Origin of the sequence: Amycolatopsis sp. Poz14 (genome assembly GCF_006704225.1) — a bacterium.
Taxonomy (GTDB): Bacteria; Actinomycetota; Actinomycetes; order Mycobacteriales; family Pseudonocardiaceae; genus Amycolatopsis; species Amycolatopsis nivea.
In genome coordinates this window covers 8,932,304-8,953,099 of sequence record NZ_JACLHD010000001.1, presented here as the reverse complement: position 1 = coordinate 8,953,099, position 20,796 = coordinate 8,932,304, and the positions used below count along the sequence as shown (strand labels likewise).

At 67.1% G+C, this 20,796-nt stretch carries 22 protein-coding genes; 11 read left to right on the top strand and 11 right to left on the bottom strand.

Annotated features, from left to right (window positions below; genetic code table 11):
• Position 1 precedes the first annotated feature (1 nt).
• Both FKO37_RS41625 and FKO37_RS41620 read left to right on the top strand, forming a co-directional pair.
• Positions 2-1,210, top strand: a complete 1,209-nt coding sequence (locus FKO37_RS41625; protein ID WP_134727800.1) for a class I SAM-dependent methyltransferase — start codon at positions 2-4, stop codon at positions 1,208-1,210.
• A gap of 23 nt (positions 1,211-1,233) precedes the next feature.
• Positions 1,234-1,995: an HAD family acid phosphatase gene (locus FKO37_RS41620; protein WP_043839175.1), complete on the top strand. Its 762-nt coding sequence runs from the start codon at positions 1,234-1,236 to the stop codon at positions 1,993-1,995.
• Between the two features lie 57 nt (positions 1,996-2,052).
• On the opposite strand, the gene FKO37_RS41615 is transcribed toward FKO37_RS41620, so the two are convergent.
• The 3 genes from FKO37_RS41615 to FKO37_RS41605 all read right to left on the bottom strand — a co-directional run bounded on the left by FKO37_RS41615 (position 2,053) and on the right by FKO37_RS41605 (position 4,197).
• Positions 2,053-3,033, bottom strand: a complete 981-nt coding sequence (locus FKO37_RS41615) for a chitinase (RefSeq protein ID WP_238607939.1) — start codon at positions 3,031-3,033, stop codon at positions 2,053-2,055.
• Positions 3,034-3,152: 119 nt separating this feature from the next.
• On the bottom strand, positions 3,153-3,707 hold the full coding sequence (locus tag FKO37_RS41610; RefSeq protein WP_238607938.1) for a dihydrofolate reductase family protein: 555 nt from the start codon (positions 3,705-3,707) through the stop codon (positions 3,153-3,155).
• Positions 3,708-3,759: 52 nt separating this feature from the next.
• Entirely contained in the window at positions 3,760-4,197 is a 438-nt protein-coding gene (locus FKO37_RS41605) for a MarR family winged helix-turn-helix transcriptional regulator (protein ID WP_238607937.1), read from the bottom strand.
• 56 nt (positions 4,198-4,253) lie between these two features.
• Between FKO37_RS41605 and FKO37_RS41600 the strand changes: the two genes are divergently transcribed.
• On the top strand, positions 4,254-4,580 hold the full coding sequence (locus FKO37_RS41600) for a putative quinol monooxygenase (RefSeq protein ID WP_134727804.1): 327 nt from the start codon (positions 4,254-4,256) through the stop codon (positions 4,578-4,580).
• A gap of 165 nt (positions 4,581-4,745) precedes the next feature.
• On the opposite strand, the gene FKO37_RS47660 is transcribed toward FKO37_RS41600, so the two are convergent.
• On the bottom strand, positions 4,746-6,575 hold the full coding sequence (locus FKO37_RS47660) for a bifunctional NAD(P)/FAD-dependent oxidoreductase/class I SAM-dependent methyltransferase (protein ID WP_238607936.1): 1,830 nt from the start codon (positions 6,573-6,575) through the stop codon (positions 4,746-4,748).
• A 90-nt stretch (positions 6,576-6,665) separates the two neighbouring features.
• Between FKO37_RS47660 and FKO37_RS41590 the strand changes: the two genes are divergently transcribed.
• The 3 genes from FKO37_RS41590 to FKO37_RS41580 are packed head-to-tail and all read left to right on the top strand — an operon-like array spanning position 6,666 to position 8,121.
• Complete coding sequence (locus FKO37_RS41590; RefSeq protein ID WP_238607935.1) at positions 6,666-7,256, top strand: helix-turn-helix domain-containing protein; 591 nt, start codon at positions 6,666-6,668, stop codon at positions 7,254-7,256.
• Between the two features lie 30 nt (positions 7,257-7,286).
• Positions 7,287-7,673 (top strand): helix-turn-helix transcriptional regulator, encoded by a 387-nt coding sequence (locus FKO37_RS41585; protein ID WP_037811860.1) that lies wholly within the window; start codon positions 7,287-7,289, stop codon positions 7,671-7,673.
• Positions 7,627-8,121: an SRPBCC family protein gene (locus FKO37_RS41580; protein WP_037811858.1), complete on the top strand. Its 495-nt coding sequence runs from the start codon at positions 7,627-7,629 to the stop codon at positions 8,119-8,121. Before FKO37_RS41585 ends, FKO37_RS41580 begins: the two co-directional genes overlap by 47 nt.
• Positions 8,122-8,760: 639 nt before the next feature.
• On the opposite strand, the gene mptB is transcribed toward FKO37_RS41580, so the two are convergent.
• Positions 8,761-10,782 (bottom strand): polyprenol phosphomannose-dependent alpha 1,6 mannosyltransferase MptB, encoded by a 2,022-nt coding sequence (gene mptB, locus FKO37_RS41575; RefSeq protein WP_238607934.1) that lies wholly within the window; start codon positions 10,780-10,782, stop codon positions 8,761-8,763.
• Positions 10,783-11,300: 518 nt separating this feature from the next.
• Between mptB and FKO37_RS41570 the strand changes: the two genes are divergently transcribed.
• Both FKO37_RS41570 and FKO37_RS41565 read left to right on the top strand, forming a co-directional pair.
• Positions 11,301-11,960, top strand: a complete 660-nt coding sequence (locus FKO37_RS41570) for a response regulator transcription factor (RefSeq protein WP_238607933.1) — start codon at positions 11,301-11,303, stop codon at positions 11,958-11,960.
• Positions 11,961-11,998: 38 nt separating this feature from the next.
• A complete protein-coding gene (locus FKO37_RS41565; RefSeq protein ID WP_238607932.1) occupies positions 11,999-13,006 on the top strand; it encodes a HAMP domain-containing sensor histidine kinase in 1,008 nt (335 codons plus the stop codon).
• Between the two features lies 1 nt (position 13,007).
• Here the strand turns inward: FKO37_RS41565 and FKO37_RS41560 are convergent, their stop codons facing one another.
• Positions 13,008-13,871 carry a 3-hydroxyacyl-CoA dehydrogenase family protein gene (locus FKO37_RS41560; protein WP_238607931.1) on the bottom strand — a complete coding sequence of 288 codons (864 nt, stop codon included), beginning with the start codon at positions 13,869-13,871 and terminating at the stop codon, positions 13,008-13,010.
• A 99-nt stretch (positions 13,872-13,970) separates the two neighbouring features.
• On the opposite strand from FKO37_RS41560, the gene FKO37_RS41555 reads away from it, so the two are divergent.
• Positions 13,971-14,381, top strand: coding sequence for a hypothetical protein (locus FKO37_RS41555; protein ID WP_037811851.1), 411 nt, complete (start codon positions 13,971-13,973; stop codon positions 14,379-14,381).
• On the opposite strand, the gene FKO37_RS41550 is transcribed toward FKO37_RS41555, so the two are convergent.
• From FKO37_RS41550 to FKO37_RS41540, 3 genes are all read right to left on the bottom strand, one after another.
• Positions 14,365-15,270 carry a carboxymuconolactone decarboxylase family protein gene (locus FKO37_RS41550; protein WP_037811849.1) on the bottom strand — a complete coding sequence of 302 codons (906 nt, stop codon included), beginning with the start codon at positions 15,268-15,270 and terminating at the stop codon, positions 14,365-14,367. The two genes, FKO37_RS41555 and FKO37_RS41550, sit on opposite strands and share 17 nt — an antisense overlap.
• Position 15,271: 1 nt before the next feature.
• Positions 15,272-15,898: a TetR/AcrR family transcriptional regulator gene (locus FKO37_RS41545; RefSeq protein ID WP_037811847.1), complete on the bottom strand. Its 627-nt coding sequence runs from the start codon at positions 15,896-15,898 to the stop codon at positions 15,272-15,274.
• Positions 15,899-15,998: 100 nt separating this feature from the next.
• Entirely contained in the window at positions 15,999-16,742 is a 744-nt protein-coding gene (locus FKO37_RS41540) for an SDR family oxidoreductase (RefSeq protein ID WP_238607930.1), read from the bottom strand.
• A gap of 91 nt (positions 16,743-16,833) precedes the next feature.
• On the opposite strand from FKO37_RS41540, the gene FKO37_RS41535 reads away from it, so the two are divergent.
• Positions 16,834-17,442, top strand: coding sequence for a TetR/AcrR family transcriptional regulator (locus FKO37_RS41535; RefSeq protein ID WP_037811843.1), 609 nt, complete (start codon positions 16,834-16,836; stop codon positions 17,440-17,442).
• 3 nt (positions 17,443-17,445) lie between these two features.
• Here the strand turns inward: FKO37_RS41535 and FKO37_RS41530 are convergent, their stop codons facing one another.
• Entirely contained in the window at positions 17,446-17,970 is a 525-nt protein-coding gene (locus FKO37_RS41530; RefSeq protein ID WP_238607929.1) for a TetR/AcrR family transcriptional regulator, read from the bottom strand.
• Positions 17,971-18,013: 43 nt separating this feature from the next.
• Between FKO37_RS41530 and FKO37_RS41525 the strand changes: the two genes are divergently transcribed.
• Positions 18,014-18,988: an SDR family NAD(P)-dependent oxidoreductase gene (locus FKO37_RS41525; RefSeq protein ID WP_238607928.1), complete on the top strand. Its 975-nt coding sequence runs from the start codon at positions 18,014-18,016 to the stop codon at positions 18,986-18,988.
• A 176-nt stretch (positions 18,989-19,164) separates the two neighbouring features.
• Here FKO37_RS41525 and FKO37_RS41520 read toward each other — a convergent pair whose 3' ends face one another.
• Positions 19,165-20,265, bottom strand: a complete 1,101-nt coding sequence (locus tag FKO37_RS41520; RefSeq protein ID WP_238608417.1) for a C40 family peptidase — start codon at positions 20,263-20,265, stop codon at positions 19,165-19,167.
• Between the last annotated feature and the right edge of the window lie 531 nt (positions 20,266-20,796).

Sequence of the window (20,796 nt, the reverse complement as noted above, 5' to 3'; positions counted from 1 at the left end):
ATTGCCCTACAGTTTCACGCTCGACGACGTCGCCTTCCTGCGCTCCGGCGCGGGACGGGCGGCGCTCGCCGAGTGCTCCACATTGGACGGTTCGCGGATCGCGGACGTCACGACCGCTCGTCGCCTGGCCGGGGAGCACGCTTCCCCGGTGCTGGAAACCGTTGCGCTGCGGCGTAAATCGGTTCTGAAACTGGCTTCGTCCGAGGATTGGCTGTTCACTGGCGACGCCTTGCAGCAGGCGAGCGCTACGCCAGTGGCCTGGCATCGCGCTTCCCGGCTCGCGGGGTTGCCGGTGCACGACGTCACCTGCTCGGTCGGCGCGGACCTGGTTGAACTGTCTCGCGTCGCCTCGGTGGCGGTCGGGTCCGATGTGGACCCCGTACGGCTGGAAATGGCTCAGCACAACGCTTCCGCTGCCGGAGTCTCTCCGCTCATCGCCCGGGCCGACGCCTTGCTGCCGATTTCCCGGACCACCGCTGTGGTCGCCGATCCCGCCCGCCGCGACTCCGCGGGTCGCCGGGTATGGCGTCCGGCCGACTTCCTGCCGCCGCTCGACGAACTCGTGGCCGCGTATCCCGGCCGGATCCTGTCGGTGAAATGCGCGCCCGGCATGGATTTCTCCATCGCGCCGTGGGCGGACGAGGTCGAACTCGTGTCGCTCGACGGCCAAGTCCGCGAAGCCTGCCTGTGGCGCGGGCTCTCGTCCGGGGTCACCCGCCGCGCGACAGTGTTGCGTTCGGACGGTACACAGTGGACTCTCACTGACGCGGAGCCGGACGACATCCCCGTGCGGGCGGCGGGGGAGTGGCTCGTCGATCCGGACGGCGCGGTCGTCCGAGCCGGGCTCGTGCGGCATTACGCGGCGCGGCACGGCTTGTGGCAGCTGGACGAACGCATCGCCTACCTCACCGGCGACACGCCGCCGCCCGGAGTGCGTGCCTTCCGGGTGCTCGAACAGTTGCCGTACCGGGAAAAGACGCTCGGGCAGGCGTTGAAGAAGCTCGACGTCGGACGGCTGGAGATCCTCGTCCGCGGCCTCGACGTAGACCCGGACGCCTTGCGTCGCAAGCTGAAACCGCGCGGTCGCGAAGAGTCCACTGTGGTGCTCACGCGGATCGGCCGGTCGCCGGTGGCGTTCGTGTGCCGCGCCGAGCGCATCCCGATGGAGGGTTCCCAAGCCGGGGAACGCGGCGTAAGTTCTGCGGGTTGACGCATCATCACTGGAGGGTCGCTGTGTCTCGTTTTCCCGCTCTCGTCAAATTGGCCGCCGCCGCGGCCATCGGAGCCACCGTCGCAGGCGGCGCGACCGCGCTGGCCGGGTCCGACGCCGTCACTGCCGCGCACGGCCGCGAACCGGCCAACATCGGCCAGGTGAAGAACGACGTCAAGGCGTACTACGGCGACTGGCTCGACGCGTCCGGCAAGCACCACTACTCCGAAACCAGCCGGTTCGTCACCGACACCAAGCGCGTGGTCGCCGACGCGAAGCGGTACCTGCAGCAGAAGCTCGGGAAGGTGAAGAACCCGGCGATCGTGCTCGACGTGGACGACACGTCCGAGGTCACCTACGGCTGGGAAGCCGACAACGACTTCGGCTTCGACCCGGTGAAGCAGCAGAAAGCCATCGACGACGGCACGTTCGAGGCCAACAAGCCGGTCCTGGAACTGGCGAAGTGGGCCGCCGACCGCGGGGTGCGGATCTACTTCCTGACCGGCCGCAACGACAAGCAGGGCCCGCAGTCGCTCAAGAACCTCGCCAACGAGGGCTACCCGACCCCGGCCGGCGCGTACTTCAAGCCGAAGACCACCCCGCCGGACTACCTGCCGTGCGGGCTGACCTGCACCACCGTCCAGTACAAGTCGGGCACCCGCGCGCACATCCAGTCGACCGGCGCGCACATCGTGCTCAACCTCGGCGACCAGTTCAGCGACCTCGAAGGCGGCTACGCGGACCGCCCGGTGAAGCTGCCGAACCCGATGTACTACCTGCCCTGAGTTCCTTGCCGGAAGCAGCCCGGGTCCCGCGCCGGGCCCGGGCTGCTCCGTTTCTCCTCAGCCGGAGTACCCGGCGAAGATCTTCGAGAATTCGTACGGCTGCTGGGAAATGTTCGTGCACCGGTACAGCGGCCCGCTGCACGCGTTCGCGTCCCGGCCGAGTTCCCAGAACGACAGCATTCCCAAGTGGACACTCTGCGCGAAGCTGACCACGGCGCTGGCGTCCTTCTGGTAGAAGATCTCGTTCTGCGAATCGTTGACGCCGAGCATCGGCGTGAGCCCGACCTTCTGCCAAGCGTCCGCATCGGACAGTCCGAGCGCCGATTTCAGTTGCGCCTGCGTGGATTGCGCCGCCTGAATCGCCTTCGCTCCCTGATCGCCGGAGCCCTGGTAGTAGTCCATCGCCATGACGTTCACCAGGTCGAGGTTGACGCCCGCGTCCCGCGCCGAGGTCACGACGTTCAGCCCGTCCGACGTGAGCCCGGTCGGAAGCACCGGCAGCGTCAGGGAAATCTTGAGCCCGGGATTGTCGTCCTGCACCTTTTTCAGTGCCTGCGAACGAAGTTTGATCGAACCCGGGTCGGCGACCGCCGCGCCCTCGATGTCCACGTCGATGTACTTGAGGTCGTAGGCTTTGATCACCGCCTCGTACTCGCCGACCAGCGAATTGACGTCCCCGCACGCCTGCGCGAGCTCGACGCCGGATGCACCGCCGAACGAGACCTTGACGTCTCCGCCAGCCGCGCGGATCTTCGCGATTTCGTCAGACTGCCAGCCCTGGCGCGGGTCGTAAGCGGCGAACCAGCTGGCCTTGCAAGCAGCTCCGGTGACGAAGCCGAGGGTGAAACTCTTGATGCCGCTCTGCTGGGACATCGAAGACAGCACAGGCGACGGCCACGCGCCCATGTCCACATAGGGCGCGAGCGCGATCGACGAGCCGCTCGCCGCGGCCGCGGTGCTCGGCGGCGCCGCGAGTCCGGCTACGGCCAGCAACCCGCCGAGCGCGGCCGCCAGTTTCCGGGGGGAGGGGAGACGCATAGGTGGAACCTCCACGGTGAGGACCGAGGGGCGGTAAACCCCTGTCCAAATGGTATAGACCAATAACCCCGTGGAGGCCATACGCCATTAGTAGGCCGATCCGTCCCGCTGACCGGGATTCAGTGTCGCGCGGCGAGCCGGTACCGCAGGTCGACCGCCAGCGCCGGATCCCCGTCGTGCACCCGGTCCCACCGGACCGGTTTCCGGCCCGGATTGTCGAACAGCCGCACCCCGGAGCCCAGCATCACCGGCATGAGATGCACCTGGAACTCGTCGAGAATCCCCAGCTCGACGCACTGGCGCGCGATATCCTGGCTGTGCAGCTCAAGATCCTTCCCGCCTGCCGCCGCGAGCCCGATCTCGACCGCCTCCCGGACGTCGCAGCGGAGAAACGTCACCCCGTCCTCGGCCGGAGCGTCCTCCGGATGATGGGTGAGCACGAAAACGGGCCCGCTCCACGCTCCGCCATACGGCTGCCTGGCGACCTCCCCGGGCACGCGGGCGACGAGCGCGTCAAACCCGCGCCGTCCGCCCAGAATCGCCCCGATCCGCGCGATGGATTCCTCGTGCACCCCCGGCGTGACACGCACGCCCGACATCCAGTCCATCGCATGCCCGTCCGCGGCGACGAACCCGTCCAGCGACATCGCGACGTGCCACAACACCTTGCCCATGAGTCCTCCTCGTGTGCTCAATAACGAGGTAGACCGGCAGGGCAGCGAAAACTCATCGGTCTCCTGGCGTCAGGTTCTCCGAACAGATGCTCAGCAGCTCAGCCAGGCGATGCCGCTCGTCCTCCGGCATCCCGGCGAGCATCCGCTCCTCGACCTGGTCGACCAGCCGATGCGCCTCTTTCAACCGGTCTTCGCCGGACGCCGTGAGCCGCACCGGCTGCGCCCGCCCGGTCGACGCTTCCTCGGCAACCGCGACCAGCCCGGCCGTCTTCAGCCCGGCCAGGACGTCCCGCAACGACTGCCGCGTCACGAAGCAATGCCGCGCGAGTTCAGCCGACGACGCTCCCGGGTTCTCCGCCAGTGCCGCCAGCACCGCGTACTGCGCCATCGACAGCCCGATCGGCCGCAAGAGCTCGTCGGACGCCTGCCGGAACGCCTGCTGCACCCGCTTCACGAGGTACCCCGGCCGCCGCGTCGTCTCTTGACTCATGACAGGAACCTTACACATAATGGCCATTGTCAGGAACCTGTCATAGGGAGAATCCGATGCCGCTCACCACCATCAGCACCGACGCCGACGTCGCCACCCTGGTGAACGTCTTCACCGTCGCCCCGGACAAGCAGCGGGCCCTCGTCGAGGTCCTGACGACGGCGACGGAGGAAGTCATCCGCCACCGGCCCGGTTTCGTGTCCGCGAACATCCACGCGAGCACCGACGGCACCCGCGTGGTGAACTACGCCCAGTGGGCGAGCGCCGAGGATTTCCAGGCCATGCTCGCCGCCCCGGAATGCCGCGACCACCTGTCCGCCGCCCTGGCCCTGGCTGAGAGCGATCCGCACCTGTGCACCGTGGAATCCGTGCACCACGCCTGATTCATGCTGGGTCAACGGGTGACCCCGGCGCCTCTGTATGCGGACGCGCGAGCCCTGCCGACCTCGCCCCGACATGACGGCGCTGCCTCACGCCACCCCTCAGCAACCCAGCTGCGGCCAACCCCCGGTCTGGCAGGGTTGCCCGTAACCAGACCGGGGGAGCCGTCACCTCTTCCGAGCCACCAGCACGGTGTCCCGAACCACCATCTCCGCCCCGACCGCAGGCCTTTCACGATTGTCCGCGGCCACCGACGCCCACGACTGATCCAACGTCTCCGCCACTTCCTCCGCCGTGAACATCATGTCCGGCATGTGCGGCCGCCCGGCGTGGTGATCCGCGGGGTCGTGCCCCACCACCAGCAGCGTGCCGCCCGGAGCCACCGCGTCCGCGAGCCGCGCGAATGCGGCGGTACGGGCCGCCGACGGAATGTGCAGGAAATGCGACGTCACCAGGTCGTACTTCGACTCGGGCACCCACTCGCCCAAATCCGCCGCAACCCACGTGATCCGGTCCGCGACCCCGAGTTTCGCCGCCTGCACGCGTCCACGTTCGATGGCCGTCGTGGAGAAGTCGACCGCCGTCACGCGCCAGCCCTGCTGCGCGAGCCACAGCGCGTCGCCACCCTCACCGCAACCAGCGTCCAGCGCGTGCCCCGGTTCGAGACCGCGAGCCTCGGTCACGAGCTGATCGTTCGGCCGTCCGCTCCACATTCCGTCCTGTGAGCGATACCGCTCCTCCCAAGAAGCCCGATCGAACGGCGGTGCCTCCGCGTGGTGGTCGTCGGCTCGCGTGCCTTCGCGGTCTTCGGTGTGGTGCTCGTCGGCTCGTGCGCCTTCGCGGTCCTGCGTGTGGTTCTCGGTGACCCGTGCGCCTTCGCGGTCCTCGGCGTGGCGCTCGTCGGCTCGTGCGCCTTCGCGGTCCTGCGTGTGGTTCTCGGTGACCCGTGCGCCCTCGCGGTCTTTGGCTTGGTGCTCGTCGGCTCGCGCGTCTTCCCGGTCCTCGGCGAGGCGCTCGTTAGCCCGCGCAACCTCCCGCTCCATCTCATGCGAGAACGGCATTTCCCGCAGCCGCACGGCTTCCGCGGCCTCCTCCTCGACCAGTTCGCCATTGATCGCCGCCCCGGCCATCAACCCCGCCGCCGCGGACACGACGACCTGCGCCCGCATGTCCGTGACGTTCCCCGCCACCCACAAACCGGGCACCGACGTCCGCCCGGCCGCGTCCGCGGGAACGCGCGTGCCGATCACGAAACCGTTGAACTCCACCGGTTCCGGCTCGATCCCGAGCGGCGCGAGAAAGTCCGCCCGCGTCCTGGCCGGCGCCGCGACCGCCAACGCCTCGCGCGCCACGACCTCGCCCGATTCGAGCCGCACCCCGGTCAGCTGGTCGCCCTCGGCCTCGACCGCGGCGACCGCCCCGTCCACGATCCGGATCCCGCGAGCCAGCAGCGGAGCCTCGTCGAAATCCCCGTGCGTGTGCCGGAAAACGACCACGTCGTCGGTCAGCTGCCGCCACATCAACGCCTGGTGCACGGTCATCGGACCGGTCGACAGCACGCCGACCGCACGGTCGCGAACCTCCCAGCCGTGGCAGTACGGGCAATGCAGCACGTCGCGCCCCCACCGCGCGGCCAGCCCGGCGATCTCGGGAAGCTCGTCGACGAGGCCGGTCGCGACCAGCACCCGCCGCGCGCGCGTGCGCCGCCCGTCGGCCAGCGAGATCTCGAACCCGTTGTCCCCCTTGGCAACCGAGGTCACCGTCGCTGCGACGACCTCGCCGCCGTACCCGGCCAGCTCCGCGCGCCCGAGCGAGAGCAACTCGGCGGGCGGCGTGCTCTCGCGGCCAAGATAGTTGTGCACGTGCCCGGCCGGCGCGTTGCGCGGTTCGCCGGAATCGACGACCAGCACCGACCGCCGCGACCGAGCGAGCGCCACCGCTCCGCTGAGCCCGGCCGCACCGCCGCCGACCACCACCACGTCGTACTTTTCGTCCACTGGATCCTCCTGTCAGTCCCCGTGCCACGGACTATCCGGAGAACGCGCCGACTTGACAAAGTTCTTTGCCGAAGTGGCAAATTGAACGGCATGAGCGAAGACGACCAGGACCTGGGCGACGTCCTGCACGCGGTCGGCCCGAGGCTGCGCGCCCTGCGCAAACAACGCAACGCGACGCTGACCGGCCTCTCGGAAACGACCGGCATCTCGGTGAGCACCCTGTCCCGCCTCGAGGCCGGCCAGCGCAAACCGACCCTGGAGCTGCTGCTGGCCCTGGCCCGCGCGTACCAGGTCCCGCTCGACGAACTGGTCGGCGCACCCCCGACCGGCGACCCGCGCCTGCACCCGAAACCCTTCGTCCGGCACGGCAGGACCTACCTGCCGCTCACCCGTCGCCCAGGCGGTCTGCGCGCCTACAAGATGATCCTCCCGCCAGAACGTTCGCCCGAACCCCCGGATCAGCGGGTCCACGAGGGATACGAGTGGATGTACGTCCTGTCCGGGCAGTTGCGCCTGATGCTCGGCGAACACGACGTGATCCTCCGACCAGGCGAGGTCGCCGAGTTCGACACCCACGTCCCGCACTGGTTCGGCAACGCGGGGGACGAGGTCTGCGAGGTCCTGGCCCTGTTCGGCCCGCAAGGAGAACGCTTCCACGTCCGCGCCCGCCCAACCTCTTGACGCATACCCATATCGGCATATGATTGCCGCATGGCACGGGCAGCAACCACCGCGGACGTCTTCAACGCCGTCGCCGAACCACGGCGCCGGGAAATCCTGGACGTCCTAGCCGAGGGCGAACGCCCAGTGAACGACCTGGTCCGCGTGCTGGGCTTAGGCCAACCGCAAGTGTCGAAGCACCTGCGAGTTCTGCGCGAGGTAGGCGCGGTCGAGGTACGAGACGAGGGCAGGCAACGCCTCTACAGCCTGAACGGCCGCGCCCTCAAACCGATCCACGACTGGGTACGCCGCTACGAACGCTCCTGGGAGGAACGGTTCGCCTCGCTGGACGCCGTGCTGGAAGAAATGGACACGACCGAGGAGGAAACCCATGACCGACACGACGACCGGCACCGCGAAGGTGACGCTGCCCGCTGACGACCAGATCCTGATCACCCGCGACTTCGCCGCCCCGCGACAGCACGTCTACCGCGCTTGGACCACGCCGGAGCTGGTGAAACGCTGGTGGGCCGGCAAAGGAGGCACCGTGACGTCCGTAGACATCGACCTGCGCGTCGGCGGCCAATGGCGCTACGTGATGCTGGCGAACGGCAACTTCGAGGTCGCTTTTCACGGCGAGTACCGAGAGATAACGCCCAACGAACGCCTGGTCCACACCGAGGTCTACGAAACCCCCGGCGCCGAGGATGTGGAAGCCCCCGTGGTCACCGTGACGTTCGCCGAATCGGGCGGCCGCACCACAGTGACCATGCTGACCGAAACGCACACCAAGGAACTCCGCGACGCCATCCTGGAATCCGGTATGGAGGGCGGAATGCAGACGTCGATGGACGCACTGGAAGAAGTCGCGGTTTCACTGAATTAAGCCAACGGTTTCTCTCGTTGACTCTCCTCCCTGGACCTTGGTCCGGCTGAGCGCTGGCGCGTCCTGAACCCGTGCTCAGCCAGCCATGCTCAGCGTCGTCGCTCTTCCGTGCCAGCACGACGGTCGCGCCACGCCCGACTGAGCTCGCTGGCGATCGGTTTCAGCGGCGTTCATGCACACACCGCCGGGCCCTTCACCTACTCCCTTCCGTCCCACCCTTCACCTACTCCCTTCCGCCCCAACTGTGCGGCCGCTGCTTGTCTTCCCGCCTCCTTTTTCCGCGCTGCTTGTCGCAGGTTTCGTTGTCTGGCTGCTGTTTGTCGCCGGTTCGGCTGTCCGCGCGCTGCTCGCCGTGGCGCGGGTCGTCGAGCATTTCGCGTGCCGCCCGCACGCTGGTTTCGCCGCCTGACTGCCGCTTACTACCGGTGCGACTGTCCGCACGTCTACTACAGGTGCGACTGTACGCACATCGCCTGCCGTACTACCGGTGCGGCTGTCCACACGTCGCTTGCCGCTGGCCCTCCTGCCCGGCTGCCGCCCATTATCGGCCTTGCTGTCCGGCTGCCGTCCATTGTCAGTCAAGCTACCCGGCTGCCGTCCATTGTCAGTCAAGCTACCCGGCTGCTGTCCATCGCTGGCCTAGCTGCCCGTGCGCCGCTCATCACCGATCCTGCTGTTCGTGCGCCGCTCATCACCGATCCTGCTGTTCGTGCGCCGCTCACCGCCGACCCTGCTGCCCGTGCGCCGCTCGTTGCTGTCCTCGCTGCCCTCCCGTCGTCTGCCCTCGATCTTGCAGCCTGCGCACCGTCCGTCGCTGGCTTGACTGTCCGCTCGCCGCTTGTCGCCGATCCACCTCCCCGCACACTGTTCGTCGCCCGCCTTGCAATCCTCCCGCTGCTCGCCGCCGCCCCATCCGTCCGCCCGCGGCCCGACCGGCACCGCCTCAGCACCGTCGATCACCGCCACGGCAGACCGCGGTGCAGTAACCGCAACACGGTCACGATCCTTGAACGCCACACTCAAACCGGCACACAGACGCGCACGAATGGCAAGAAATCCATTGATGGGTAAAGAAGAACCTTCGAAGGTTGATGCCACCACTCTACCAGCCCCGGCATCACCCAACCGTGCGAACTTCCCGCCCACAGTCAGCACGCCCACGGCGGCCGACGCCACTGCCAGCACCCCAAACCCCCATGGTGGCAACAAACTCTTGCCATCAGGATGAGTGCTGACCACCAACCACGTGGACGCAGCGGCCGCAACGGCGACCCGCGAAACAGGCCACGCAGCAGCACTTCCCAGAACCAACGGCCATGTGAAATACCAGGGAAGCGCCACTGGAGCCAGCACAACAGTCGCAAATAGCGCCACAGCAGCTCCGCGCACCGCACCCCCGCCACCCGCTCGCGAACGCCACCACAACCAGGCGACCACAACCACGAGCACAACACAGCACGCAACCCGGCTCACCGCAACAGCTTCCGTCGGATCGCCTGCCACTAAGCCCACGATCTTCCCGACCGACGTCGAGGCCGACAACCACGGTTCGAGCTCCGAATTTCCGCTCAACGCACGAATCCACCCGAGGCTGACCCCGGCGAAGACACTGCAGAGACCCATCGTAACGACCACAATGGACATCGCGGCGATGAGCGTGAATCCGTAGCCACGAACGGAAAACTGCCCACCCGATCGACGACGTGCCCACTCCCACCAGAGAAACGGCAACGCCGCCGCAGCCGGAACTTTCACCGCCGCAGCAAGTGCTACCAAGACGAACCCCAACCCTGGTACAGTGGTGATCACCAACGCCGCGCCCGCACTCAAGAGCCCGATCATCAGCAAATCGTTGTGCCCGCCTGAAACCACGCACAGCACCGTCAACGGGTTCGCAGCCGCCATCCACAGTGCGCATTCCGGCCGCGCGCCCAGTCGTCGGCACAAGATCGGCACAGCGACGCACATCAGTGCCAAACCCGCCGTCATGGCAAGGCGGGTCAGCAGCGCCCCGAGAATCACGTTGTCACCAGTTACCGAGAGGACGCTTTTCACGATCAGGATATGCAACGGCCCATAAGGCGACGGAATACGCAGCCAGCCGCCAGCCGCATTGTCAGTGATCGGACCCGGAAAGTCCGCCGCAACGCGGGTGTAGGGATCAAACCCGGACTGTGCCACCACGCCCTGCGCGAGGTACGTGTACAGGTCCGTGCTGAACAACGGCGGCGCGCAAAGCAGCGGTGCACACCACATCCAGGTGGTCCGCACGATCTTTCGCGCGTCCGCCTGCCCAGCACGCGCAGAGTGTCCTAATCGGACCCAAGCTGATACCAGGAGGAAAATGCCGAGATAGACAACAGCAGTCGCCAGCAGGCGGCCATGGCCGAAGCGCACGGCGCTCAACACGGTTCCGGACAGCACAGGATCATGCCGCACCGTCGCGCCCGCGCCGAACGCGCCGAGCGAAACCAGTACCGATCCAGCGAGCCCAACGGCAGACGCTCCGCACCCGGGAAACCGCGCAGCCAAGGCGCGTTTCCCGGAGTGCGCCGAGGCGGAAGCGCTTCTTCCGGCGAACGCTGGTGTGGACACGCGTTTCCCGGCGAGACCGGCGGCAGACGCGCTCGCTCGAGAAGACCTCGCGGTAAAGGCGCGCATTCTCGGGAGCGCAGAGGTAGCCGCGTGTCTTCCGGCGGCCTTCGGGGCTGGCGCGTGTTTTCCAGCGACTCGTGCGTCAGGCCAGGCCCGTGCGATCGATCCGAGCCACGCCACGAATCCGAACGGCCCAAGGAGCCCAGGCTGCGCCAAGAATCCAGACGGTTCGAGCCGTCCGGCGCTCCCTGTGCCTGCTCCGGACGAGAAACTGGACGCGGCCACCGCAACCCGGCTGAGTGGTCTGACCGGCGAGGTGCATCGGCCAAGAGCGCGCGGTTCGAGCTGGGCACCGGGCCGGACTCGCGCACTCGGCTCGCGCTGTGTCCTGCGCGGAAACCGCACCGCGGACCAGAATCTCGCGACAGAGCCGCCTGCCCCTGCGACCCGTGCACCAGACGAGCGTTTCCCGGCGAAGATCATCCCGCAGGTCTAGTCAGCGCGCGGTCCCGGGCAGTTAAGATCGGCGTTTATCCGGTCTTTATCCGCCTGGCGTTGTACTGGCGCTCGTGAGGAGAAGCTGAATGCGAGTGCTCGTGGCCGAAGACGAGCGGATGCTGGCCGACTCCGTCACGGAGGGCTTGCGGCACCTCGGCATGGCGGTCGATGTCTGCTACGACGGTGACGCCGCGCTCGAACGCGTCGCCGTCCATCGGTACGACGTCGTGCTGCTGGACCGAGACCTGCCGCGGGTGCACGGCGACGAAATCTGCCGAAGGATCGCCGGTGACGGCAGCGAGACCCGGGTGCTGATGCTGACCGCCGCGGCGGGTATTCGCGACCGGGTTGAAGGGCTCGGCCTCGGCGCGGACGACTATCTCACGAAGCCGTTCGCGTTTGCCGAACTCGTCGCGAGGGTGCACGCCCTGGCGAGGCGGGCACGACCCTCGTTGCCGCCGGTGCTGCACGGTGCGGGCGTCGAGCTGGACCCGGCCAAGCGGTTCGCGTCGCGTGACGGGCAGCCGTTGTCCTTGTCTCCCAAGGAGTTCGCCGTGTTGGAGGTGCTGCTGCGGGCCGAGGAGCGGGTCGTCAGCCCGGAAGAGCTGCTGGAGAAGGCATGGGACGAGCACGCCGATCCGTTCACGAACACAGTGCGGATGACGGTCATGACGCTTCGGAAGAAACTCGGCCCGCCGCCGATAGTCCACACGGTTCCCGGCGCTGGCTACCGTTTGGCTACCTGAAACGGGCCCGAGCCTCGCTGCGCGGTCGCATCGAGCTGGTGTTCCTCGGCGGGCTGCTGGTCGCGCTGGTCCTGGCGTACCCGGTCGGCAAAGGAGTCTCCATGGTGCTCGGGACCTACGTGGACACTTCGTTCTGCCCGCGCGGTACCGCCTGCCGCAACCCGCTGGGCACGATCTTGTGGTTCCTGCCGCTGGCCCTCGTCGTCGTTCTGGCGATCCGCAGCTGGCGCCCGGTGGTGTCGTGGGTGGTGCGGCCGTTGCTGGATCTTTCGTCCACCATCGACCAGCTCGGGCCGCGGAACCTGGGGCAGCGCATGCCGCCGCATCAGAACGAGCGCGAGCTGCGGGTCCTCTCGACAGCGGTCAACGGAATGCTCGACCGCGTCGCGGCCGGCTTCGAAGGTCAGCGCCGATTCGCTGCGAACGCGTCGCACGAGCTGCGCACGCCGCTCGCGGTGCAGCGGACGCTCGCGGAGGTCGCGATCGTCACCGGCGGGGGAGAGGACGTGCGGCGGCTCGCGGCGCAGCTGCTCGTCGTCAACGAACGCAACGAGCAGCTGATCGAGGGCTTGCTAGTGCTGGCCGAAGCCGACCGCGGACTGCCCGGCATGGTCCCGGTCCGGCTTGACGAGCTGGTGGACGCCGTCGTCACCCGGTACGGCGATCAGCTGACCGAGCACGAACTGACCCTGCGCCACAGCTCGGCCGAGCGCACTGTGCCCGGCGATCCCGTCCTGCTCGAACGGATGATCGCCAACCTCGTGCACAACGCGATCAAGTACAACCGGCCCGGCGGGTGGGTCGAGGTGAACGTCGGCGGCGAACCGGCGCTGAGCGTCCGCAACTCCGGTGACCGCGTGCCTGCCGAGGCAGTCGATTCGCTCTTCCAGCCGTTCCGCAGGCTGACCGACGAACGCCTGAACCATCGCGACGGAGCCGGCCTCGGTTTGTCGCTCGTGAACTCGGTAGCCTCCGCACACCGCGGTCGGGTGTCCGCGGTCGCGGTGCCGGACGGCGGGCTGCGGGTCGACGTCGTGCTGCCGTGATTCAGCCGTACGAGTAGAACCCCTCGCCGGTCTTGATCCCGAGCTTCCCCGCGTCGACGTAGCTGCGCAGCAGGTCTCGCGCCCCGGCCGGCAGGTGCGGATTCTCGTCCGCGTAATGGTTTTCGATGTCCAGCACGACGTCCAGGCCGACCTGGTCCATCATCTGGAACGGCCCGTACGGCAGATGCCAATTGATCTTGAACATCCCGTCCACGTCCTCCGGCCGGGCGACGCCCTCCGCGACGACGGCCAGCGATTCCCGTTTAATCGCCGCCCACACGCGGTTGAAGATGAAGCCGACGCTTTCCTTGCGCGCCTCGAACGGATGAATGCCGAACTCCGGCAACACTCCGAGCAGCGTGTCGAGCACGGTCCGGCCGGTTTCGCCGTCGGACATGAGATCGACCGCGTTCGCCGTCGGTGGCATGTAGAAGTGGATGTTGCACAGCCGCGATTTGTCGCGCACCTTCTCGGCCATCATCCGCGACGGATACGACGACGAGTTCGTCGCGAAGATGGTGTCGGCGGGCGCGGCTTCGTCGATTTGGCCCCACAGCGGGATTTTGATGTCCAGCCGCTCTGGCACCGCCTCCACGACCAGCCACGCGTCGCGCAACGCGTCCTCGATCGACGCCGCGTCTTCGACCTGGCCGACCTCGCCGCTGCCGCGTTTTTCCAGCAGGACGGGCAGCGCCTCCGCCACGTATTCCGCCGCCGCGGCGACCTGTTCGGCGCTCGGGTCGCTGATCCGCACGGTCCCGCCGCGCGAGGCGAACATCAGCGCGATGCGCCTGCCCAGCGTCCCGGCACCGAACACGGTGACCGGCCGGTCGCGGATCTGGTCGAATGTGTACGCGTACGGCATGGCGGCTCACCTTTCGATCTTGAGCCAAGAAGACCACCCGTCCTCGCCCGCCGCAATTCCGCGCCCACCGCCGGGGGATCGGCCGCGTAGAATGCGGCGGTGGTCGAGGTTCGCGAGGTTCGCCGTCTCTGTTACGACTTCGCCCGTAGCACCGGCGGAACCCTGACCGATTTTCGCGTCCCGACCGTCACGCCGAACTTCTGGCAAGCCGTCATCGAGTATCCCGACCGCACAATCTCAGTCGTCGCCGCCAACGACGCACCAGTGGTCGCGCTCGCTCGGCCCCGCTCGTTCGACTTCGCGCCAGCGCGGGAATGGGGCCCGCTGCAGTTCGTCGACGAACCGGACCTGATCGCGGTGCTGGCGCAAACCGAGCAGTTCCAAGTGCTCACGCCAGCCGACCTCGATCGGTCCTTCGTCGCCAAAGAATGGCCACACCTCACGCGGTCCGACGTCGCGTACTGGAAACCATCGACCGTCGGCGAAGCCCTGTTCAATTACTGGGACTGACCTCCCGGACTCCGGTCAGCGGAAAGGTGCCGCCACCGGACACCGTGACGGACCCGGAGAACAGATCCCCGTCAACCGTGCCGGTCACGCTCACCTCGAAGCGCACCGGATCAGTCACCAGCGCGGTAAAAGCGACCTCTTGGCCGTCGACCGTCCCCGACACGATGGGGACCGTGACCTGCAGCTGCGTGTCAAAAATGGAACCGGACACCTTGGTGCCGTCGGTTGCGAGTTCGAGGAGCAGGTCTTTGCTCCCCGCCGGGTGCGTGAACGTGATCTTCCAGCTGCCGTCCGGGCCGGTTTCGCCGCTGGCGGGCCAAACCTGCTGAGAAACGACAGCCACCGGCACCGGAGGCTCGCCGAGCGCCGGTTGCCCAGGCTTCACTGGAACGCCCGCGGAATTCAGAAACCCCGCCATCATCCGGTAGTAGCCGACGAGGAACAGAATCTCGATGATCTCGGCATGGTCGCGAGTCGCAGCGAGAGCGGCCCAGGTTTCGTCGGACACAAAGACATTCGCGCACAGCTCGTCAACGGCACGCAGCACCGCGTCGTCCTCGGGCGGCCAACTGGCGTCCGGATCGGAGAGAGCCGCGATCTCCGCCTCCGTCGCGCCACCACCGAGCGCAGCCGGCGCATGATTGGCCCACTCGTACGGCGCGTCGCACCGCAGCGCGACGCGAAGAATCGCCAGCTCGCGGATCCGCGGATGCAGTTTTCCCTGGCTCAACAGGTAAGCGCCCAACGCACCGGACGCCTGCATCACTTCCGGCGCACGGGCGAGAACCTGGATCACGGTGTCCGCACCGAGTTTCGCCAGCTTTTGCTGCTCGGGATCCATCTCGTCGAGTTCGAGCGGCGGGATGCGGGGAATCGTCGCGTGCGGCATGTCAGTTTCCTTCCGCGGGCAGGCGGTCGAGCGCCGCCTGCGCTTCCTCGAGGCTGAGCTGCGGATGCGAGTAGATGTCGATCAGCGCGCGGGCGAGCATGTTGTCGCCAGCCGGGCTGAGGATGTCGATGTCCGCCGCACGGGAAATGTGCTGGTGCAGCACGGTAATCGACAACGCCATCGCGGTGCCGATCGCGGCGCGGACCTTGGGCTCGACCGTCGGCGGATCCGCCCGTTGCCGATCAGCGGCGACAAGCCGGTTCGTGCCGAGTTCGACCATCTCGTCGAACAACGGCGCGACGCCGCCCTCGACCAGCGCCCGGACGAGATAGTCGCGGTACGGCCCGACAGCGACCCGCGCCGCCGCGACAGGATTCGCGGTGACGCTGGTGGCCAGGTCGTCCGGCACCTGGTCGTTGAGTTCGCGGAGGAGCTTGATCAGGTGCGCGTCGCACGCCTCGCGGAGCGCCTGTTTGGACCCGAAGTGGTGCCGCACCAATCCCAGTGACACCCCGGCTTCCACCGCGATGCCGCGGATCGTGGCGCGCTCGAAGCCGTGCTCGCCGAAGTGCCGCATCGCCGCGTCGCGGATACGGGCACGCGCGGTCAGGTCGTCGGGGTCGGTCATGACATCTTCGCTATACGCATGAACAGTACGCTACACGCATGTATAGCCTTCGCGCTACTGTGAAGCGGCGGGAACGCCGTTGTCCCCGCGCTGACGCTGGTCAGAACTGCTTTTCGCCGCCGTCGACGTAGATGTTCGCGCCCAGGATGAAACTGCTCTGCTCCGACGCGAGGAACAGCACGGCGTCCGCAACCTCGCGCGGCGTTCCCATCCGTCCAAGCGGAACCCGTGCCGCGAAACTCGCCCGAGCCTCGTCGACCTTGTCCGCGCCGACCGCCTTCTCGAGCACCGGCGTGTCGATGGTGCCGGGCGATACCACGTTGACCCGGATGCCGCGGTCCTTCAGCTCGTTCGCCCAAGTCCGGGCGTAGGAACGGAGGGCAGCTTTCGACGCCGAATACGTTCCGAACGACACGAGACCGTCATCGGCGCGCACTGACGAATTCAAGATCACCGATGCACCCTTGTTGAGCAGCGGCAACGCTTTCTGCACGGTGAAGAGCGTGCCGCGAACGTTGGTGGTGAAGACCTGATCGAAGTGTTCCGGAGTGGTCTCCTCCAGGCTCGCAAAAGATCCCGCCGCCGCGTTGGCGAAAACGATGTCGAGTCCTTTGCCCCGGGCGCGAACCGCGTCGTAAAGCCGATCGAGGTCGCCCAGATCGGCGATGTCACCCGCAGCCGCGGTGGCCGAACCGATGGACTTCGCGGCCTCGTCCAGCGCGCCCTGACTCCGGCCGGTGATGAAGACATGCGCGCCCTCGGCAGCGAGCCGTTCGGCCGCGGCCAGGCCGATCCCGCTGCTTCCGCCGGTGACGACCGCTGTCTTGCCCTCGAGCTGTCCCACTGCTGACCTCCGAATTATTCGGTACCGATCGGTACTTAAAGCGACCGTAGCACTTCTGAACCGATCGGTACTGAAGGGGTATGCTGGCGAGGTGACCACTCAGGACAAGGCGCAGATCGGCCGACCGCGCGGATTCGACGCCGACGAGGCGCTCCGGCGCGCCATGCTGGTGTTCTGGGAGCAGGGCTACGAAGGGGCCAGTCTGGCCGATCTGACCGGGGCCATGGGCATCACAAAAACCAGCATGTACGCGGCTTTCGGCAACAAAGAGCAGTTGTTCCGCAAGGCTCTGGCGCTCTACGACGAAGGCCCCGCTTCCTACGGCCCGCGAGCCTGGGCCGAGCCGACTGCCGCCAAGGTGGCCGCCGCGATACTCAACGGCGCCGTCCGAGCGACCACCAATCCCGATTGTCCGCCCGGCTGCCTGGGCGTCCAAGGCTCATTGGCTGCCGGCGAACTAGGCCACCCCGCGCGCGAATTGCTCGTAGAGTGGCGAAACGCCGCGCGCCGAGCCCTGGAGAAGAGATTTCGACGCGCCATCGATGAACACGATTTGCCGCCAGGTGCCGACCCGGCACGGCTGGCCCGCTACGTCATGACGGTCGCGTTCGGAATCGCCGTCGAAGCGGCAAGCGGCGCAACCCGAGAAGAACTGCAGGAAGTCGCCGACGCGGCCCTGTGCAACTGGCCGCCTGCCTGAGCTTCAGCCTTTGCAGTAAAGGTCGACCGCGATGGTCATCCGAGCGCGAAACTCGTCGCGGGTGTCCGCGTCGTACTTGATCCCGATCGCCGTGCTGATCAATGTCCCAGCGACGTCGTCGGGTGAGCGCCCCCCAATCGCGTCGATGACGAGCGCACGGAACCGCTTCGGATACTCAGCCGGCATCGTGCCGAGCAGATCGGGATTCGAGTCGATCAGAACACCGATCTCCGCAGCCATCGGCCCCACGTAGCGACCGGCCCAGTGGTCGAACGCCTCGATCAGCCGCTCGCGAAGCGGTTGCCGCAAATCGGCGAGAGCGACCCTAGCTGCCTCGATGCTGCCGTCGAGCGAATGCCGCACGGTCGCGCGGAACAGCTCCGGCTTGGACGAGAAGTAGAAGTACAAGCCAGGACGCGAGATGTCCGCGGCCTTCGCGACGTCGTCCATGGACGCCTTGCGATAGCCGTAGCGCGCGAACACCTCCAGCGCCGAATCCAGTACGTGCGTGCGCCGATCACTGCCCATGGACACACTATACAAACCACGTACAATGCGTATAGTTCGAAGGGTGTCTCAATCCTCCTTGATCCGCACGGCCTTCGACGCCACCAGTACCGCCGACGACGTCATCGCAGGCCAGAACCTCACCGGTGTCCGCGCAATCGTCACCGGTGCCACGTCCGGCCTCGGCCGCGAAACAGCCCGCGCGCTCGCATCCGTCGGTGCGGACGTCACCCTGGCCGTACGCAACACCGCCCTCGGCGCAAGCGTCGCCGAGGAGATCACCGCCTCCACCGGAAACCGAGCCGTCCGCGTCGCCCACCTCGAACTGGCCGACCTCGCCACCGTCACCCACTTCACCGCACGCTGGGACGGCCCGCTGCACCTGCTGATCAACAATGCCGGCGTCATGCGCCCGACCCTGGGGCGCACTCCACAGGGTTGGGAACTGCAGTTCGCGACCAATCACCTCGGCCACTTCGCGCTGGCACTGGGCCTGCACGACGCCCTGGCCGCAGGCGCGAATCAGCGAGGAACGGCCCGGATCGTCGCGGTGACCTCCGGCGCGCACATGTACTCACCCGTTGTCTTTGATGACATCCACTTTACCCGCCGAGCCTACGACCCCCAATTGGCTTACGGGCAGTCGAAAACGGCCAACTCGCTGTTCGCCGTCGAAGCGACCCGCTGGTGGGCAGCCGACGGAATCGTCGCCAACGCGGTCAACCCCGGCGGAGTTTCCACTGGCCTGCAACGGGATTTCACCCAAGACATGAAGAACCACTTGGACCGGCTCGAAGCCGCCGGAGTCTTCGCCTACAAGACCGTCGAACAAGGCGCGGCCACCACTCTCGTCGCCGCGACCGCCCCGGAATTCGCCCATAACGGTGGCCATTACCTGGACGATGGCAACGAATCTCCGACCGTTCCCGACGATGTCGACTTGGCCGGCAACAGCCACGCAGTCAAACGCTGGGCCCGCGACGCCTCGGCCGCGCAGCAGCTATGGGAGGTGTCCCTAGACCTGGTCCGTCAACGCTGACGAGGCCCGCTGGAGACCCGTCGCTGTCAGCGAAAGCACGTTTGTTGCCACAAGCGCGTGTCTCACGTTCGCTAGGTTTTCGCCGTGCACACGACAGATTGAGCCGCGGACCTGTAGTTGCCATCGCAGGTCGCACCAATCCGCGGAACGGCATTCTCGAGAGATCACCGCGCAAGTCAGGCCGTCGGCCGCCCCGCGCCCGCGTAGTCGTCGCCGGGCTTCCGATACGGATGGACTTGCACCGCCTGCCCAGTCTGCGGCGCGTCGATCATCTGCTGATTCCCGATGTACAGCCCCACGTGATGGATCTTCGAAGCGGGCGCACCGTAGAAGATCAAATCGCCCAACTGGGGTTCGCTCACATGGGGAACGCTGCGGAATTGTGTATCCGCCGTCCGCATCAGCTTGACGTCAGCGCTCGCGTAAGCAGCGGTCGTCAGACCGGAACAGTCGAAGCCCGGATCGGCGTCTCGAGTGCCATTGCCGCCCCAGACGTACGGCAGACCAATCTGGTCAATCGCGAAGTCGACCGCAGTGAGCACCGCGGGATTAGGCGGCTGATCGCTCTGGCCGACCGTGCCGTAGACGTTGGTCGTCGCAAGCGTCCGATGCAAGACGACCGGCGCCGGCTCCAACGTGGCGACCCCGTTCCACCAATCTGTCGCCAGATCGCGGCCATTCGCACAGAGCGCGCGCCCAGCCGTGAGCGCCGAATCGTCGATGTTCTGAATGTCAGGCTTGCCACCGGACGCACTGCGCTGCCACTTGCTCCACACCGCAGGAGAGAGCTGCAACGGCCCTGCGGCCCCCGGCGTCGAAACAGGCCGGTGATAGAAGTCGAGAACCTCCACCGTGCCAAGCGGTTTCGCGAGAGTCCCGTTTTCCCCGACCCGATTACCCTGCGCCCGCCCATGATCGCTGGTGATCTTCCCGATCGCGGCGAGGGTGATCCAGGACAGGTGACAGTCGGGTTGCTCCTTGCTGAGCGTGACGGTCGCCTGCGCGTACCCGTTCATCGCCCGCAACGGGATATCGAGCCACTGACTGGTCCGCGACGCCCACGCCCCGAACTCCCCAGCCCGCGGCACCCCAGGCTGGGACGGCACCACCGACGTCGGCGCAGTCGAGGCCGGAGCCGTCTTCGAGGTACTCGGAACCAACGACGACGTCGCCGCGACGTTCCCTGAATTCGCATCACCGGCACCGCCGCCCGGCAAAACCCGCACCGCGACAACCAACGCCGCGACGACCACCACAACCGCCGCCAAGGTCACCACGGCCCGCCGATTCCGCGCGAGAAAGCCCTGCCTCGCCGAACGCGCGTCTCCTTCGCCTTCCGAGACCTGGCCCCCGTCGCCGTTTAACGGCGACGCGCTGGTCAACTCAGGCGAGTCGCTTCCCCGCGACGACTCGCCAGCCAGCCCGAAAGTTTCGCCACTCAGCGGCGACTCGCTGGTCGACCCAGGATTTTCGCCACTCGCTGGCGACGATTCACCGACCGACGAAGGACCGGAGCCGCCCGATTCGCCGTTCACTGGCGATGCCTCACTGGCGGACGAAACACCCGCGTCGACTGTTTCGCCACTCAGCGGTGACACACTGGTCGATCCCGGATTCTCGCCACTCGTTGGCGATGATTCGCGGACTGACGAAGGACCGGAGCCGACTTGTTCGCCGTTCACTGGCGATGCCTCAACGGCGGACGAACCACCCGCGCTGACTGTTTCGCCACTCAGCGGCGACACGCTAGTCGACCCAGCATTCTCGCCATCCGCTGGCGACGATTCACCGACCGCCGAAGGACCGGA